17 protein-coding genes, 1 pseudogene and 1 riboswitch are annotated in these 14,379 nt (G+C 37.0%); of the genes and pseudogenes, 6 read left to right on the forward strand and 12 right to left on the reverse strand.

The window, feature by feature from the left end; genetic code table 11:
- Window positions 1–224: 224 nt before the first annotated feature.
- The 3 genes and pseudogenes from O0550_RS06710 to O0550_RS06720 form a co-directional block, all read right to left on the reverse strand.
- Window positions 225–650, reverse strand: coding sequence for a hypothetical protein (locus O0550_RS06710; RefSeq protein ID WP_035318956.1), 426 nt, complete (start codon window positions 648–650; stop codon window positions 225–227).
- Window positions 651–666: 16 nt separating this feature from the next.
- Window positions 667–888 (reverse strand): annotated as a pseudogene (locus O0550_RS06715) (sigma factor-like helix-turn-helix DNA-binding protein); the annotation flags it as partial.
- A gap of 205 nt (window positions 889–1,093) precedes the next feature.
- Window positions 1,094–1,372, reverse strand: a complete 279-nt coding sequence (locus O0550_RS06720; RefSeq protein WP_003344431.1) for a hypothetical protein — start codon at window positions 1,370–1,372, stop codon at window positions 1,094–1,096.
- Window positions 1,373–1,820: 448 nt separating this feature from the next.
- On the opposite strand from O0550_RS06720, the gene O0550_RS06725 reads away from it, so the two are divergent.
- The 3 genes from O0550_RS06725 to O0550_RS06735 all read left to right on the forward strand — a co-directional run bounded on the left by O0550_RS06725 (window position 1,821) and on the right by O0550_RS06735 (window position 3,880).
- Window positions 1,821–1,985 carry a hypothetical protein gene (locus O0550_RS06725; RefSeq protein ID WP_153810495.1) on the forward strand — a complete coding sequence of 55 codons (165 nt, stop codon included), beginning with the start codon at window positions 1,821–1,823 and terminating at the stop codon, window positions 1,983–1,985.
- Between the two features lie 484 nt (window positions 1,986–2,469).
- Window positions 2,470–3,027 carry a hypothetical protein gene (locus O0550_RS06730; RefSeq protein ID WP_258425889.1) on the forward strand — a complete coding sequence of 186 codons (558 nt, stop codon included), beginning with the start codon at window positions 2,470–2,472 and terminating at the stop codon, window positions 3,025–3,027.
- Window positions 3,028–3,637: 610 nt separating this feature from the next.
- Entirely contained in the window at window positions 3,638–3,880 is a 243-nt protein-coding gene (locus tag O0550_RS06735) for a hypothetical protein (RefSeq protein WP_258425890.1), read from the forward strand.
- A 72-nt stretch (window positions 3,881–3,952) separates the two neighbouring features.
- Here the strand turns inward: O0550_RS06735 and crcB are convergent, their stop codons facing one another.
- The 3 genes from crcB to yneA form a co-directional block, all read right to left on the reverse strand.
- Window positions 3,953–4,333 carry a fluoride efflux transporter CrcB gene (gene crcB, locus O0550_RS06740; protein ID WP_258425891.1) on the reverse strand — a complete coding sequence of 127 codons (381 nt, stop codon included), beginning with the start codon at window positions 4,331–4,333 and terminating at the stop codon, window positions 3,953–3,955.
- 59 nt (window positions 4,334–4,392) lie between these two features.
- Window positions 4,393–4,452: riboswitch (Fluoride riboswitch) on the reverse strand.
- 58 nt (window positions 4,453–4,510) lie between these two features.
- Complete coding sequence (locus O0550_RS06745) at window positions 4,511–4,699, reverse strand: DUF896 domain-containing protein (RefSeq protein ID WP_003344427.1); 189 nt, start codon at window positions 4,697–4,699, stop codon at window positions 4,511–4,513.
- A 78-nt stretch (window positions 4,700–4,777) separates the two neighbouring features.
- Window positions 4,778–5,161 carry a cell division suppressor protein YneA gene (gene yneA / locus O0550_RS06750; protein WP_258425892.1) on the reverse strand — a complete coding sequence of 128 codons (384 nt, stop codon included), beginning with the start codon at window positions 5,159–5,161 and terminating at the stop codon, window positions 4,778–4,780.
- 159 nt (window positions 5,162–5,320) lie between these two features.
- On the opposite strand from yneA, the gene lexA reads away from it, so the two are divergent.
- On the forward strand, window positions 5,321–5,941 hold the full coding sequence (lexA, locus tag O0550_RS06755; protein ID WP_003335869.1) for a transcriptional repressor LexA: 621 nt from the start codon (window positions 5,321–5,323) through the stop codon (window positions 5,939–5,941).
- A gap of 376 nt (window positions 5,942–6,317) precedes the next feature.
- Here the strand turns inward: lexA and O0550_RS06760 are convergent, their stop codons facing one another.
- On the reverse strand, window positions 6,318–6,806 hold the full coding sequence (locus O0550_RS06760) for a DUF456 domain-containing protein (RefSeq protein WP_003335867.1): 489 nt from the start codon (window positions 6,804–6,806) through the stop codon (window positions 6,318–6,320).
- Window positions 6,807–7,156: 350 nt separating this feature from the next.
- On the opposite strand from O0550_RS06760, the gene O0550_RS06765 reads away from it, so the two are divergent.
- A complete protein-coding gene (locus O0550_RS06765) occupies window positions 7,157–7,570 on the forward strand; it encodes a hypothetical protein (RefSeq protein WP_258425893.1) in 414 nt (137 codons plus the stop codon).
- A gap of 138 nt (window positions 7,571–7,708) precedes the next feature.
- Here the strand turns inward: O0550_RS06765 and O0550_RS06770 are convergent, their stop codons facing one another.
- Entirely contained in the window at window positions 7,709–8,173 is a 465-nt protein-coding gene (locus O0550_RS06770) for an aminoacyl-tRNA deacylase (RefSeq protein WP_003344422.1), read from the reverse strand.
- 78 nt (window positions 8,174–8,251) lie between these two features.
- Entirely contained in the window at window positions 8,252–9,133 is an 882-nt protein-coding gene (locus tag O0550_RS06775) for a DMT family transporter (RefSeq protein ID WP_258425894.1), read from the reverse strand.
- Between the two features lie 403 nt (window positions 9,134–9,536).
- Between O0550_RS06775 and O0550_RS06780 the strand changes: the two genes are divergently transcribed.
- Window positions 9,537–10,547 (forward strand): zinc-dependent alcohol dehydrogenase family protein, encoded by a 1,011-nt coding sequence (locus O0550_RS06780; RefSeq protein ID WP_258425895.1) that lies wholly within the window; start codon window positions 9,537–9,539, stop codon window positions 10,545–10,547.
- A 114-nt stretch (window positions 10,548–10,661) separates the two neighbouring features.
- On the opposite strand, the gene O0550_RS06785 is transcribed toward O0550_RS06780, so the two are convergent.
- From O0550_RS06785 to O0550_RS06795, 3 genes are all read right to left on the reverse strand, one after another.
- The gene (locus O0550_RS06785) at window positions 10,662–11,069 is read right to left on the reverse strand and encodes a hypothetical protein (RefSeq protein WP_003344417.1); all 408 of its coding nucleotides are present in this window, start codon (window positions 11,067–11,069) and stop codon (window positions 10,662–10,664) included.
- A 437-nt stretch (window positions 11,070–11,506) separates the two neighbouring features.
- Complete coding sequence (locus O0550_RS06790; RefSeq protein WP_258425896.1) at window positions 11,507–12,490, reverse strand: carbon-nitrogen hydrolase family protein; 984 nt, start codon at window positions 12,488–12,490, stop codon at window positions 11,507–11,509.
- 245 nt (window positions 12,491–12,735) lie between these two features.
- Entirely contained in the window at window positions 12,736–14,094 is a 1,359-nt protein-coding gene (locus O0550_RS06795; RefSeq protein WP_003344414.1) for an Nramp family divalent metal transporter, read from the reverse strand.
- Window positions 14,095–14,379: the final 285 nt, after the last annotated feature.

Below are 14,379 nucleotides of genomic sequence, written 5' to 3' on the forward strand. Positions count from 1 at the left end.
ATTGGTACTTCATCCATTTTTTATCTTTTGTTTACCAAAAGAAATGAAGTATCCTTAGCTCATATGTCAATAACAAAAGATTTATTTGTCTCTCTACTTATAGGTGGCTTTTGCATGACAAAAATGAGCAATTAAAAAGCTACTCAACATCATTGAGTAGCTTAAAATGCAGACAAAATGATATAGAGGTCTGCACACTGAAATATTTTTTTATAAAAATATAGTTAATAATCGTTAGATTGTGTTGTATTAGTATCCAGCTCAGCTTTTTTATCAACAGTTCTTTTTCTTTTGTTTTTTCTAGCTACTAACATGCTTAATGTTATTCCTAAACTAAACAATGTTGAAAAGTCAGATATTGCAGCGAGTTTTTCAGGACTTACTTTCAATAAATCGGTGTGCGGCAAAAACGTGATTGAGAGCCCTGCACTCGCTATACACAAAATCCCAGCACAATTATATACCCAATAAATTTTTTTCACTCCATTTGAATCCATAAGAAAGAAATCAGATAATACAATAAAAGTTGCACAAAGAGATAAACTGGTTAATAGAATTGGATCAATAATTACACCAGATAACCTTAAAATTGATGTACATATAATACCTATGCCCATAAATAGAACTAATACGTCAGATGTTAAATCCATAACGTCCCTCCTATCATTAATAATATACATTGTGGTTTCGAAAGAGAAGGGTTTGATTTAACACTGGTAACGCAACAAAAAATAAAATTGCAAATCTTGTAGTTTCGAGCCTATTCCTTGTCGGATAGGCTTGTACACTACTTCTCGAAATACACAAAAATCTAGCCGTTTCCTCAAATGAAAATCCTTCACCATGAGTTAGGATAAAGCACTCTTTTTCTCTTGGTGACAGGTAGCATAACGCGTTCTCTGTTGTTTTTCTTCTTTTTGATCACCTGTAGATTGAGCCTTAATCATTTCGTAATTAATCCATCTTAATTTTTTCAGCATATGTCCATCTGTGTTTTATTCATTCCGCATCCTCCCTTATCACAAGTAATGGTTTGATAAATCGCGATCTGTTTTTTCTATTTCTGCACCATAACTTTCTTTGTACGAGACATTTACATAACGAATGGAGGTTGAAACATAGTCATATGCCAAAGAATCAACGAAGTTTTCAAACTCTTTTCTTTGTCTATCCCCTCATTTGATTCTTCCCATCCCTCTTTACTGCCATCTGGAGCAACGAAAAAACTTTGATAACCGTTCGAATTGCTTTTTATTATTGGAGATACAAGTGAACTAAACAACTCTTGGGCTTTTTTATGAACCAGCTCCAATTTATCCATTGCATAGTCAGCATCTGTTACAACAATAGCGTTGTGTTTGATAGTCCCCATTCTTTCCTGCCATTTATCGTATGTTGAGTAACTAACCTAGTGAAAAAAGTTACACAATTTACCTATTTTTTTATATAATCGAAATGTCTCACAAACTTAAAAAGCAGGTGATATCCTTGATTGACATGGGCGAAATTATACATAGTTTTTTTGCATTGCTGCCCATTTTCTTAAATATTTTCTTTAGTATCTGGGCCTATCGTGATTCAAGAAGTAGAGGTAATAGTAAGGAATTCTCACTCATTGCATTAATAGTTGTATTGGCTTTTCCTATCATTGGTTTGCTATTATATTTGATCATTCGAAGAGATTAGTTTTTGTGGGGTGTAAGGGGATAACGATGCCCCTTACACTGTTTCAATGAGCTGCTGTTTGGTCATTGTGCTTCCTCCTATCCAAAGCTAACAATCATGCCCTGTTCATACGAACCGAGGATATACATATCTTTGTGCCAACATCATTCATCCTGATCAAATCGGTACCTATCCGTAACAGCGATAATGTTCGGTTTACTTTTCCAGATTTGACTGTGATGCAGTATCATGTCGTGCATTTGGTGTTTGGTAAGGCTGGTGAAGCTTATCTGATCAACCACTCTTCATCATCTTCCTAGAAATCAAAAGGCGTACAACGTGAATCATCCCGAATATAAGTAGTCCAATTAATTACCACATTTGCATTCCATATGAGCTACTATCGATCAAGGGCATTGACTCGTCTTTTTCTTATTTAGCCAACATAGTGACTCAATATACAATCGGAAAGAGCATAGATACTCCAACTAAACACAAATTGTGTGAATGCAAATTTGTTATGTACATTATTACCAAGAATGAAAAGGGTCTGCCCGTTCCCATTCCCCCAAAAATAGGTTCTGTTAAAGAATGTGATTTGTTATTCAGCTAACGAGTAGTTTAATCGCAAAAAACTTTTACCAAGCACAATAATTCCGTTCTTTGAATATGATGGGTTATAAGTCAGTGTGTGCACTCTATTTGTTTTGTACTAAAGGGTGAAACTTGCGAAATTGTATTTTACAGTCTCACCTCACACCGATATGCATGAGCAATTACTATGTTTGGTGGGAGGAAGAATAAATGGATTCCTTTCAAAAAAATAATATGTTAGCACAAAATTCATCGAATAATGCTAAAAAGAAACAGTCAGCAAACAATTCATCAGATAATGAAAAAAGAAAGCAGACAACCAACAATTCATCAGATAATGAGAAAAGAAAGCAGACAACTAACAATTCATTAGATAATGAAAAAAGGAAACAGCCAACCGATAATTCATCAGATAATAAAAAAAAGAAGCAGCCAACCAATTATTCATCCAATAATAAAAAAAAGAAACAGTCAACCAATAATGCTAAAAAGAAACAATCAACCAATAATTCATCAATTTTACATTGCATGAATGGCAATAATTTAGAGCTTATTGTGGCTGCTCTTCTTTTAACTGGTAAGTTAAGAGTAGATGCTGTTCAATTGTTTAGACAAGCTACGATGATTGTCAGTTTAACGGGAAAGTACGTTACATTAGGCGATTTGAACAATACAAATGTAGATAGCATGCTAAAATTTCTCAACGATAATGGCAATATAACTGTGGATGAGATTATTCAGGCACTTAAAAAGAAAATGGATAATTAATAAGTATTAAAAGGAAAAGGGTGAGCTCATAATGAAAAATTTTGATGGAGAGGGTTTCTCGGAATTAATACTAATAGTTATTTTAATTACATTGCTAATATTTGGTTCCACAGATATAGTTGGTCTTTCCGCTCAACCAACAAAACCATAGAAAGAGAATGCCAACCCCCATTTAATTTTTCTGAACAGGACTTAAAAGGAGTCCTTTTTTTTATGAATGATCAACATTGTTGTATAACAGAGTCAAAAAATAAATTCAATCTCTTCTTTTTCTATAGTTGAATTACAATATATTTAACGTAAGCTAACATTCTATCTACAAAATATATTGTCTCTTCATAAGAGTTTCACTTATGTAAGGGTTTCCATGCGCGTATCAGGATTTATATTGTAAAATCAATTCCACAATTATATTCCGTCACCTGTAATTTGCTTAGGGCCCTAATTAGAATCACGAATCGTTCTAGTAGCATCTTTTATATACATGGTATCAGTAAGTTTCTTCATCAAGAAACTCGCTAAAGAATCAGATTAAGAAGAAATCACAATTAGAAACTGCTAAAAATGATGTTGAGAAGCAGCTACATAAACTTCAGGAAAGCAAAAGGAAATGGCATTTGCATTTGTTGAGGAGCTTCTAACAGTTGAAGAATTACGTAAGCGGACAATGGAGGAACGTGGTTTAAAAACTCAGTCATTAAATGATCTGGAAGCTATTAATAAACAAATGAAAGCAAGTGCATCAAGTTCTGATGCGTTTGAATTAATGCTTAAGCTTCCAGATCTATGGCCAGTACTCAGTGATCCAGATAAAAGCAAAATGATAAGAACTATTTTTCACCATAGTTGTTAACACACCATTTACAAAAGTAGTGGCTAGAAGAGGTACACCATTGCCAGCTTCAATTGAAAGGATTAAGTACAACTAACTCTTTTTCGTTTTCCATTTGATATGAAAGCCAAGCCATACCATCAGTAAACCACCCCATAGACTAGCCAGTACATAGCAAATGGCAAGTACATATTGATGCTGATGCCAAAGGGTAAGTGTCTCTACACTAAAAGTCGAAAAGGTCGTGAAAGAACCAATAAACCCTGTTCCTACTCCTAAGGTAAACCAAGCAGGCAGTTGATTTCGGGTTAAGAGATATTGATTGAGAGCTCCCAATCCGATACAGCCTATGAAATTGACTACTAGCGTACCTAAAGGAAATGAGAGCTCCCACCAGCCCGCTGTCCATGCTCCTACTAAATATCGGAATACAGCCCCCAACATTCCTGATAGTCCAACAATTAAAAAAGACATGCATTCTCTCCTTTTCCACTATTTTTCACATATATACAAACAAACTCCTACCAGTAATATTACTGGTAGGAGTCATTAGCCTATTGGCGCTTAGGGCGAACTCCATCGCCTCTATTTACTTGTAAAAACCTGTTTCACAGCACTAGTGCTACGGATCATTTGGAAAAATCACATAGACTAGTGTTTAGGTTCCTCATCCTCTACATAACGGATCGAATCTAAACTAGATTTCAAGGAAGCCTTCATAGCATCAATGTATTTTTGACGAAGAACTTGTTGCTCCGTTTTTTCTTCTGGAGTTAAGCCAACACCCTTCGATTTCTTGGCTAATTCATTAATACGTTTTACTTCTGCATCAGTAACCAATGGTGATACCTCCTCAACTAACTTCTCTTTATTATAACACAAGACCAAAGGAGAGGAGATATAAATTATGGCTCCCGCTTATCGGTATACTGGAATAGCTAGATTATTTCCTGCATAAATCATGGGGCTATCTAACTGATTTTGTTTCATGATCTCATCCATTAGCTCTCTGGCTGATAGTCCAGATTCCTGTTGATAAGCTTGTGCAATACTCCACAGCGTATCACCTGGCTGAATTGTAATGACTATAGCTGCCTGCTGTGTATGGGGAGCCGCAATAGCCACCTTCTCTTTTCCAAAAATCATGCTGCCTGCTGCAAGGGATACTATGATCAGCAATAACGTTACGATTGCTTGCCCTCGCGTTATCCCTTTTCTATGATGTACCAATGTGTTCTTACTCGTCATTGTTTTTGTTTTATCTTTATATAGATTCTGACAATTGCTAGATTGTACCATCATTATCATCACCCTCGCAAACGTTTGTTCTCATTTGATAACATCATCATAATGCGAACAAATATTCCTGTCAAGCAAAAGAATCGAACTAATGTTTGTCGAACGCAAATTCTCATGGTATAATGTAGAAAATATCTGGATCGAGAGAATGAGGTGTTCGAAATGTCCAAACTCTCCAATCGCCAACAAGCGATCATTGATTTTATTCGTAAGGAAGTAAAAGATAAAGGTTATCCCCCGTCTGTTCGAGAAATCGGTGAAGCCGTAGGACTAGCTTCCAGTTCCACTGTTCACGGTCATCTCGCAAGACTTGAAAAGAAAGGATTAATCCGCCGCGATCCTACTAAGCCACGTGCCATTGAATTATTGGACGAGACTCGTCTACAGGACGATTATGAAAGCTCCATCGTTCGAGTACCAGTGGTTGGTAAGGTAACGGCAGGTCAACCTATTACAGCTATTGAACAGGTGGAAGAATATTTTCCATTGCCAGAAAACATCGTTACGTCTGACAATGTGTTCATGTTGCGCGTTATGGGAGAGAGCATGATCGAAGCAGGCATTTTAGATGGCGATTATGTAATTGTCCGCCAACAAAATGTAGCTAACAACGGGGATATCGTGGTAGCCATGACCGAAGAGGATGAAGCAACTGTAAAACGTTTCTTTAAAGAGAAAACCCACTTCCGTCTACAACCGGAAAACTCACAGCTTGAACCAATCATTTTAGATAATGTGACGATTTTAGGTAAAGTAATTGGCGTTTACCGCCTTTTCCACTAGTGCATTGGATTTTTAACTTCTCACGTGCTTACACGTACAAACTCTTGGTGAGGATCATACTCGCCAAGAGTTTTTTACTACTCAAATTTATTGTTTGTAACGGTTTATTTTATGCCCCACTCTACCTATCTCCTTGATACCTTTCGTGTTTCTCCTACTACTGGACTTATATTTAGGTGTAAATTAACCTCATAGCCACTTAAAACAGTGTTTCTTTTTAGCAAATCTTCAAACAAGTCTTCTCTAATTCTGATGTGTAAACACAAATAAACCGAGATTGCCGGTTTCCCTACAGGAAATGATAGAGAATTTGACAATCTCGGTTTTATGGAATGGATCAACACTCAAAATCCAATGTAACGATCCACAATAAGCTTTACCAAGCAACAATAAAGAACCAGATAATCATGATGAGTTGGATAGAGATTTTCATAATGACACTGCTAAAGAAACCTATAAGACTTCCTATCGCTATCTTAAAAGCTCGTTCTGCCGGTTGTTTTTGCATCAGCATTTCAATTAATAATACAAATACAAATGGGAGAATAATCATACCAAATGGCGGAAACGTAAGTACACCAATAATAACACCTAATATTGACCCGATTGCTGATGCTTTTGAGCCACCATATTTTTTAACAAAGTACATATTAGTCAATAGGTCAGCACCAAATAACACCACACTCAAAATCCCCATTCCCCACCAGAAGGAAACCGGTAAACCTGCTCCAGGCTCTGCAATCGCGAATTGATATAGTAAAAAACCGCCCCATAACATAATCGTATCAGGTAACACTGGGAAGAAAATACCAGCAATACTTACACCGAATAGAAGTATAACAATCAACCATAATAAAACATCCATGTTTAACCCCCCTCTTTGTTGCATCTGACCCGTTTTCTATATGTACGTTTCAGTGCCCTCCTACGTTTCATTTTTACTTAGGAGTTTCCTTTTCTTGTTTGCGAAACGTGTCTTTTCCTGCATATACATGATCCCGCTCTTTTTATGATCTCATTTTTAGCAAAGCCTGACCTATTTATCTATAGCGCTCTTTTACCAGTTCCTTTTTCCACTTCATACAGGCAAAAGGACAGCAAGAAAAAGGTATATGGATAACAGGAAAAATATAACATTTAGAGAAATTAATACTATATACTAAATTATCCCCGCTTCAAGTCTGTATATCCTATTTCGGAAAGGAAGGTTACAAGATGCACAAAATCGTTTGTTCTTTATTAGCAGTACCACTTGTTTTCTTACTGTACTCGACTAGCTACGCGGCTTTAGATAAGCATATCACAACAAAAGTAACGATTAGTAGTAATGCTTACAGCCAATATTCTATTCCATTTGCACTAACGGTAAAGGAATGGGATAGAGGTTATGGGGAAGCTGGTGTTACAGGCCCTTTTTTCCTTGCGAAAGGCGGTAGCGTAACGGTTACGTTTGATAAGAAAGTAGATTCATTGGGCTGGTATCTACTGAATGCAAATACCTACGGAGCTGAAAAAATCTACCCAAAAGGCTCTACTGTAACCGTCCCACGACATTCGCATTGGATTGTTATTCTGCAAAACGCTAGCATAAAACCTGTTCCTATTACAGGCAACGTGACGATTCACTAGTCTTTTTATCACGTTATCACGCAACACCTTCACTGATCAGTATCAGCTCTTTCATCCACTGCATTCCCTAAAAATTGGTGTAGGAGAATGGGCTGTCGTATGCGAGGAAATGCCTTAATGCTAGCTGTACCGCATCGCCTATTTTCTTACACGCATCAATTTTCCGCTATTTAATCTTACTAAATCTTCTACCTTTATTTTCACTAATGAATGAGGAGAGCCTCCTCCCGTATAAACATACTCTAATTCTGTTATTTTCGGATCAACCAAAAAAATCGCCTCAAATCCAAAAGAAGGGACCCCACCGGCTGGATAACCTGTTGCTTCTAATACTTCCTTTTCATCTGCCAAACGAGGTCTTTTTATATTGAGTCCCTTACTTACTCGTGATGTACTAGCTCGATCCTCTCCTTTTACAATGGCCACAATTAGTCGTCCATCTTCATCAATCATACAAATATTTTTAACCAGCTCCTCAATAGAAGCGTTCACAGCTTTAGCCGCCTCTTCGACCGTATGGCAAGATTGATTCAGTATAAAGTGCTGGGCATCAGCAGCTTTTGCATGTAGGTACTCTTTTATTTGCAGCTCATAAGAATTCATTGATCCCTCTCCATCCTAAAATATTTTCCCCATTTTAGCTGTACCCCACTAGTTAATCAAGAGTGCAGGTGATCTTTTTTACGTAATATTCGCTGTATTTTGTTGTTTTGGTTTTTTTAACGTATAAAGCATCCCAATAAATATTAATAAAATTCCTACTGTTTGTATCATATTTGGTCGAAATCCAATAATGATCACATCTAATAAAATAGCAACAGCTGGATCCAAAAATACCATTCCTGAAATTATTCTGGTCGATAGCTTTCGTACACTATCGAAAAACAGAAGATAAACAACACCAGTGTGGATAATGCCAGTAATGATCGCGTATGCCCAATTCTGCGGAGTTAGGTCTAAAAATACATGGTAATGGATAAAGGGAAGCAAGCATATCGCGCCAATAGCAGTTTGAATAAACGTTGTGGCATAGACACTTGCTTGTTGTATACTCTTCCCTAAAATCATCGTTACTGCATAAAAAAGAGCTGCTAGAATAGCGTACAAAAATCCTGTCATTTGAAACGAAGCATTTGAGAGATCACCATCTATTCCAATGATAAAAATCGTTCCTACAAAGCATACAGAGATAGCCAGAATTGAAAGTATGGTTACCTTTTCTCTGAAAAGAAAGCTACCGACAAGTAAGACAATCATCGGAGCAAGATGATAGAGAGAGATGGCAACTGTAATCGAAATCAGCTCAAAGGATTTAAACAAGAAAATCCAATTTAATAAATTTGCTATACCACAGAAGCCAATCCTCATTAGTTCTTTTTTGCTCCATTGCTCTTTGGTATACGTTCCTGTAATAAACCAAATCGAACCAAGAAAAACTGTCGCACAAATGCATCTAATAAAAACCAATTCTAAAGCAGAAAGACCCGTTAATACGGAAAAAAATCCTACTGACCCAAAAATCGTCATCGAAATGAACATTTGAATAAAAGCCCTTATATTCATAATTTTTACTCCATTCTATTTATAGAGGTTATTAATCTAACTACTATAATGAAACTATAATAAAACGGGTTCATAAGACTGAACCCGCTCTTCTTACTGCTAAAAGAAAAATGAAACTGGACTTAGTAGCTACAAAGCAAAAACATGCAGGTAATTAGAATAAAGAAATCCTTTTAAGTTATATACTATTATTCATAATCTTGAAGACATTGCAAGCAAACTTCTGCTTTATAACAAAAAATTCTAAATAAATAGTAGAATATTTGCTACGTCAGCTGTATTTCTTAGCCAATAACTATACAGATTGTAGCTGAACACTGAAGTTATATTCACTAGCTTTATGACGACAAATACCTATATTATAAAATAATCTAGAGATAAAAGATAAAGGAGACGTACAACTTTGGTAGCTACATGTATTAGATATCATGCATTTGGAAACCCGCAGGAGGTTTTACAGGTTGAACAAAAACAAATGAAATCTCCTATGAATGGAGAAATTCTTGTTCGCATGATTGATCGTCCTATAAATCCATCTGACTTGCTTCCTATTAGAGGAGCATATTCTCATCGTATTTCATTGCCTACCATTCCTGGGTATGAAGGTGTCGGCATTGTTGAGGAAGTAGGATCTTCCGTTTCTCATGAGCTTCTTGGCAAACGTGTTCTTCCTTTGCGGGGAGAAGGGACCTGGCAGGATTATGTGACAGCACCAGCAGATTTAGCAATCACGATACCACCTTCCATGGAAGATTACATCGCGGCTCAGCTCTATATAAACCCTATAACAGCCTGGATTACGTGTACAGAAGTATTACAATTAAAGGAAGGTGATATCCTTCTGGTCAATGCTTGTGGTTCTTCAATTGGACGTATCTTTTGCCAGTTATCTGCGATTCTTGGGTTTCGACTGATTGCGGTCACAAGGAACCATTTCTATACCGAAGAACTTCTTCAGTTAGGCGCCTTTGCTGTCATTAACACCTCTGACACCGCATTACATCAAACGGTTATGGAATTGACAAATGGCCAAGGAGCTACTGCTGCTATTGATTCTGTAGGGGGCACAGCTGGTTCCGACCTAGCTTTTTGTGTTCGGCCGAATGGGACATTGGTAACGATTGGACTTTTATCGGGAACACCTGTTCATTGGGGGGAAATTTCGCGTAGAACACAGGTAAACATTAGATTATTTCATTTAAGGCATTGGAATCAGCAGGTATCTGTACAAACCTGGCAAGACACCTTCTCTCATGTAATAGCATTAATAATGAAGCAAAAATTGGGGCTCATGATGCCTTATGCTCATTACGATCTTTTGGAGGTCCAAAAAGCCGTTCAGATGGCAGAATCCTCTAGAAATAGGGGGAAAATATTCTTGCGCAATAAAGTGAATCATCATATTTTCGCTTAAAAATAAATAGGTCCTTCTATTGAGGAAGGACCTACTTACCATTTCTGGCGACTTTTATTCGCCAGTTTGTTTTCGAATAAGTATGATTTCTACAAATCGTATAACTTATTCGACTTATTTATAAATAGAAAATGTAGCCGTAAAGTTCATTTTCTTTGTGAAAGAAGAATTTACACCTGCTTGAAATTGAACAGAAATGTTTCCATCTTTTGTAGCTTTAAAGATACGGCCGTATCTTGCGTACGTATCATATGTACCTATGACCTTATTATCAGCATCATAGACTGTGTATGTGATCGGATAGCCTGAATTTGTTACGGTAACGCTAAGCTCTTCCCCTTTTTTTAGATAGAAGGATTCTTTTGGAGCAACTTCATAAGAGCTTAAAGAATAATATTTAAACACATCTTGATCTTGAACACTTGCCGCACTTGCTTTCGTTGCTTCTAAACCTGTGAAGCTTGCTCCAGTCAATCCTGCAACTCCTAATACACCAGCTAAAAGAATTTTTTTAAACATCATAATTCCTCCCTTAGATTATTGTTAAAAAGTAAAAACTATGAAAATTATTAAAATTGCTTCTAACCACTTTCTTCTAATTTGTTCACCTCCTGTAATCATTATAGTTACACTGAGAACTATTATCAAGAATTTTTTTCTTATTTTTACAAAAAAATTAAATTTATAGATAAACAAGAATTTGTTAACATTCGAAAAAGCCCTATTTACCGGGCTTTCTGCGTCATGCTATAAAAATAGTCTCACAAATAAAAATATGTTATTTTTAGAAAAAAACCTATTATTTATGAAAAATATGAAAAACCCTCACGCATAATGACATGAGGGTTCTATGAATATGGTCTCTATTCAAATGTAGGACTAGTCTTTAAAACATATGATAAAAGTTATGCTTGATGATCTACTTTTTTTGCTCGCCTAATCTAGCTGATTTTTAAACATTATCGCTCACTGCCTACCAATAGATTGATTTCTTCATAAGAAATCGTCTCGTTTTTTCTCTCTCCAAATTTTCTCACAACAGGAGTAGGATTTTGATTAAAATTCATGCTTAAGCTTTGATTGGAGTAGTGTCCTGCTGGATCGATATAATATTTAAAATCAATGATTTTTTCGATATCGATCTCTGCATAAGCAATTCCTTCTGTTTCTGCCGGTACCATTTCACTAATCGGCTCTCCATCAGGTCCATAAATGCAAGTATGCCCACTCTTAAATGTGTTGAAATACTCTCTTTGTTCTGGTGTTAAACAAATCATATCTTTCATCTCTTCAGAATAAATGGATGAGGTCATTATGACAAAGGTTTGGGTGGAGATCGCATAATATCTACTGGAGATTTCATCATTAAAGTATCCAGGCCAAGAAGCGACGTGAACTTGTTCATTTTGTGAATTCATAGCAAGAAGATCTAATGGCACTTGATGCTCCCAGCACATAAGACCACCCAGGTTTCCGATTTCTGTTTCGAATACAGGCATTAAGCTTCCACTTCCGTCACCCCAGATCAACCTTTCTGCAACCGATGCTCTCATCTTTCTATGCTTTCCAATTAAATCTCCGTTCGGATTAAACCATAATTGTGCAAGATATAACGAGCCCCCATCCTTTTCACTGCAAGAAATGCAAACGTACGTTTGATTTCTTCTAGCTGCTTCACTTAGCTTTTGAATCGCTAAGCTGGGGATTTCAACTGCATTTTTATATAGCTCGTGATAGAATTTTCTTGTATATTCTGGGTGTCCAATAAACGCAAACCAAGGATATCCTGGAAGAAATGCTTCTGGAAATGCGACTAGCTTTGCACCATTAGACGCTGCTTCATCAATCAATTTGCAAGATTTCTCAACCGTTGCATCTAAATCTAGATAGACGGGCGCTGCTTGAACTGCTGCTGCACAAAATTTCGGATATTTCTTCATCATAATTCCTCCTCTTGTTTTTGTTTATTTCCTTCTCAAATAGGTTTGAATCGTTCTTACAACAAAAATGCTATCATTTACTAAAATTGGTGTAACCATCCACCTCGTGGTTATTTTATCCATCCACCACCAAATCAAGGGCAAGAAAAAGAGACCTCCCAAAAAATGAAGATCTCTCACATTGAATGTCACTTATATAGATGCAGATAGTAAAGCCTTTCAAATTGAACCCATCGCTAGCCTAATAGTCAGCCCAAGTCGTGACCAGTAATGAGAATATATCCGACCAAAAAGACATTTAATGCTAAAATAACGCCAGTGGACAGCCAAGCTAGCCATTTGACCCACGTTCGATTTACAAACTCGCCCATTTTCCTTTTATCGCTTGTAAATAATACGAGTGGAATAACCGCAAATGGAAGTTGCAGGCTAAGTACCACCTGACTCCATAAGAGCAAATCGCCTGTTCCTCTAGAGCCAGCTATCCAAGTTACAATAAACGCTGGAACGACAGCAATTAAACGTGTAATAATCCGACGAAGCCAAGGTGAAATACGTAATTGGATAAAGCCTTCCATGACAATTTGTCCTGTTAGGGTTCCAGTTATTGTTGAATTTTGACCAGATGCGAGCAATGCAACGGCAAATAATGTACTTGCAATACCAACGCCTACAGTCGGACTCAAAAGCTCATAGGCGCCTTCAATTTCAGATACATCCAAGCCAGTTCCGTGAAAAGCTGCTGCTCCGAGAATGAGAATAGCGGAATTAATCAAGAAAGCAACAGTCAGAGAAACGGTTGAATCAAGCACGGAAAACTTAAGTGCCTCCTTGCGCCCTTCCCGATTACGTTTATATTGTCGGGTTTGAACAATGGACGAATGCAAGTACAAATTATGTGGCATCACGGTTGCTCCTAAAATTCCAAGGGAAACAAACAGCATTTCTGGATTTGTAACAATTTCAACCTTAGGTATATAACCAGATAATAACGCTGATACCTCTGGCTTTGAGATGATCAATTCAAAAGCAAATACACCAAAGATCGTTGTCATTAGCACGATAATGATTGATTCAATAATTCTAAATCCCTTTTTCTGGAGCATTAATAATAGCAAAACATCAAGCGTGGTAATGACAATACCCGCTAAAAGTGGGATACCAAACAATAAATGTAGGGCAATTGCAGAACCGATCACCTCTGCCAAATCGGTGGCGATAATAGCAAGCTCAGTTAACATCCAGAGAACAAAAGCTGTTTTTTTACCTACCGAATCACGAGTAGCTTGCGCCAAATCCCGACCGGTAACAATCCCCAGCTTAGCTGCCAAAGATTGAAGTAGGATGGCGATTAAGTTAGAAATGAGTATCACAGACAGCAAAGTATAACCAAACCGCGCCCCGCCAGCAATCGACGTTGCCCAGTTTCCCGGATCAACATAACCAACGGCAACTAGCGAACCAGGACCAGCAAAAGCTAAAAATTTACGCCAGAACCCCGCCTTGCTAGGAATGCGCACGGAATTATTCACTTCTTCTAAGCTTACATTGGAACTTCTCTGTAACCAACCGCTATTATCTTTTGCTTCTTCAACTCGAGCATTCATGTTTCTTCCTCCTACTAAAATTGCGTAAAGGAAATTATGTTTCCTTAGGGAAAAAATATATGTAAAAAAAAGTACACCGATTGCGTGTATATATTAATATAATACGTCCACATCGTTTCATTTGTAAATATTTTTTTAACCTTATGCAACTTTTTGTCTCAAAGGAAACTTTCATCCTGATTAAATAATGATCAACCTGTTGATACATGCAATCAAAGCCTTTTAACCGCATCTTATAAACCTAAAACCCTCTGTCATGAAAATAGAACAGAGGGCTTCAGAATT

The organism is Brevibacillus halotolerans (genome assembly GCF_026891775.1).
Taxonomy (GTDB): Bacteria; Bacillota; Bacilli; order Brevibacillales; family Brevibacillaceae; genus Brevibacillus_B; species Brevibacillus_B halotolerans.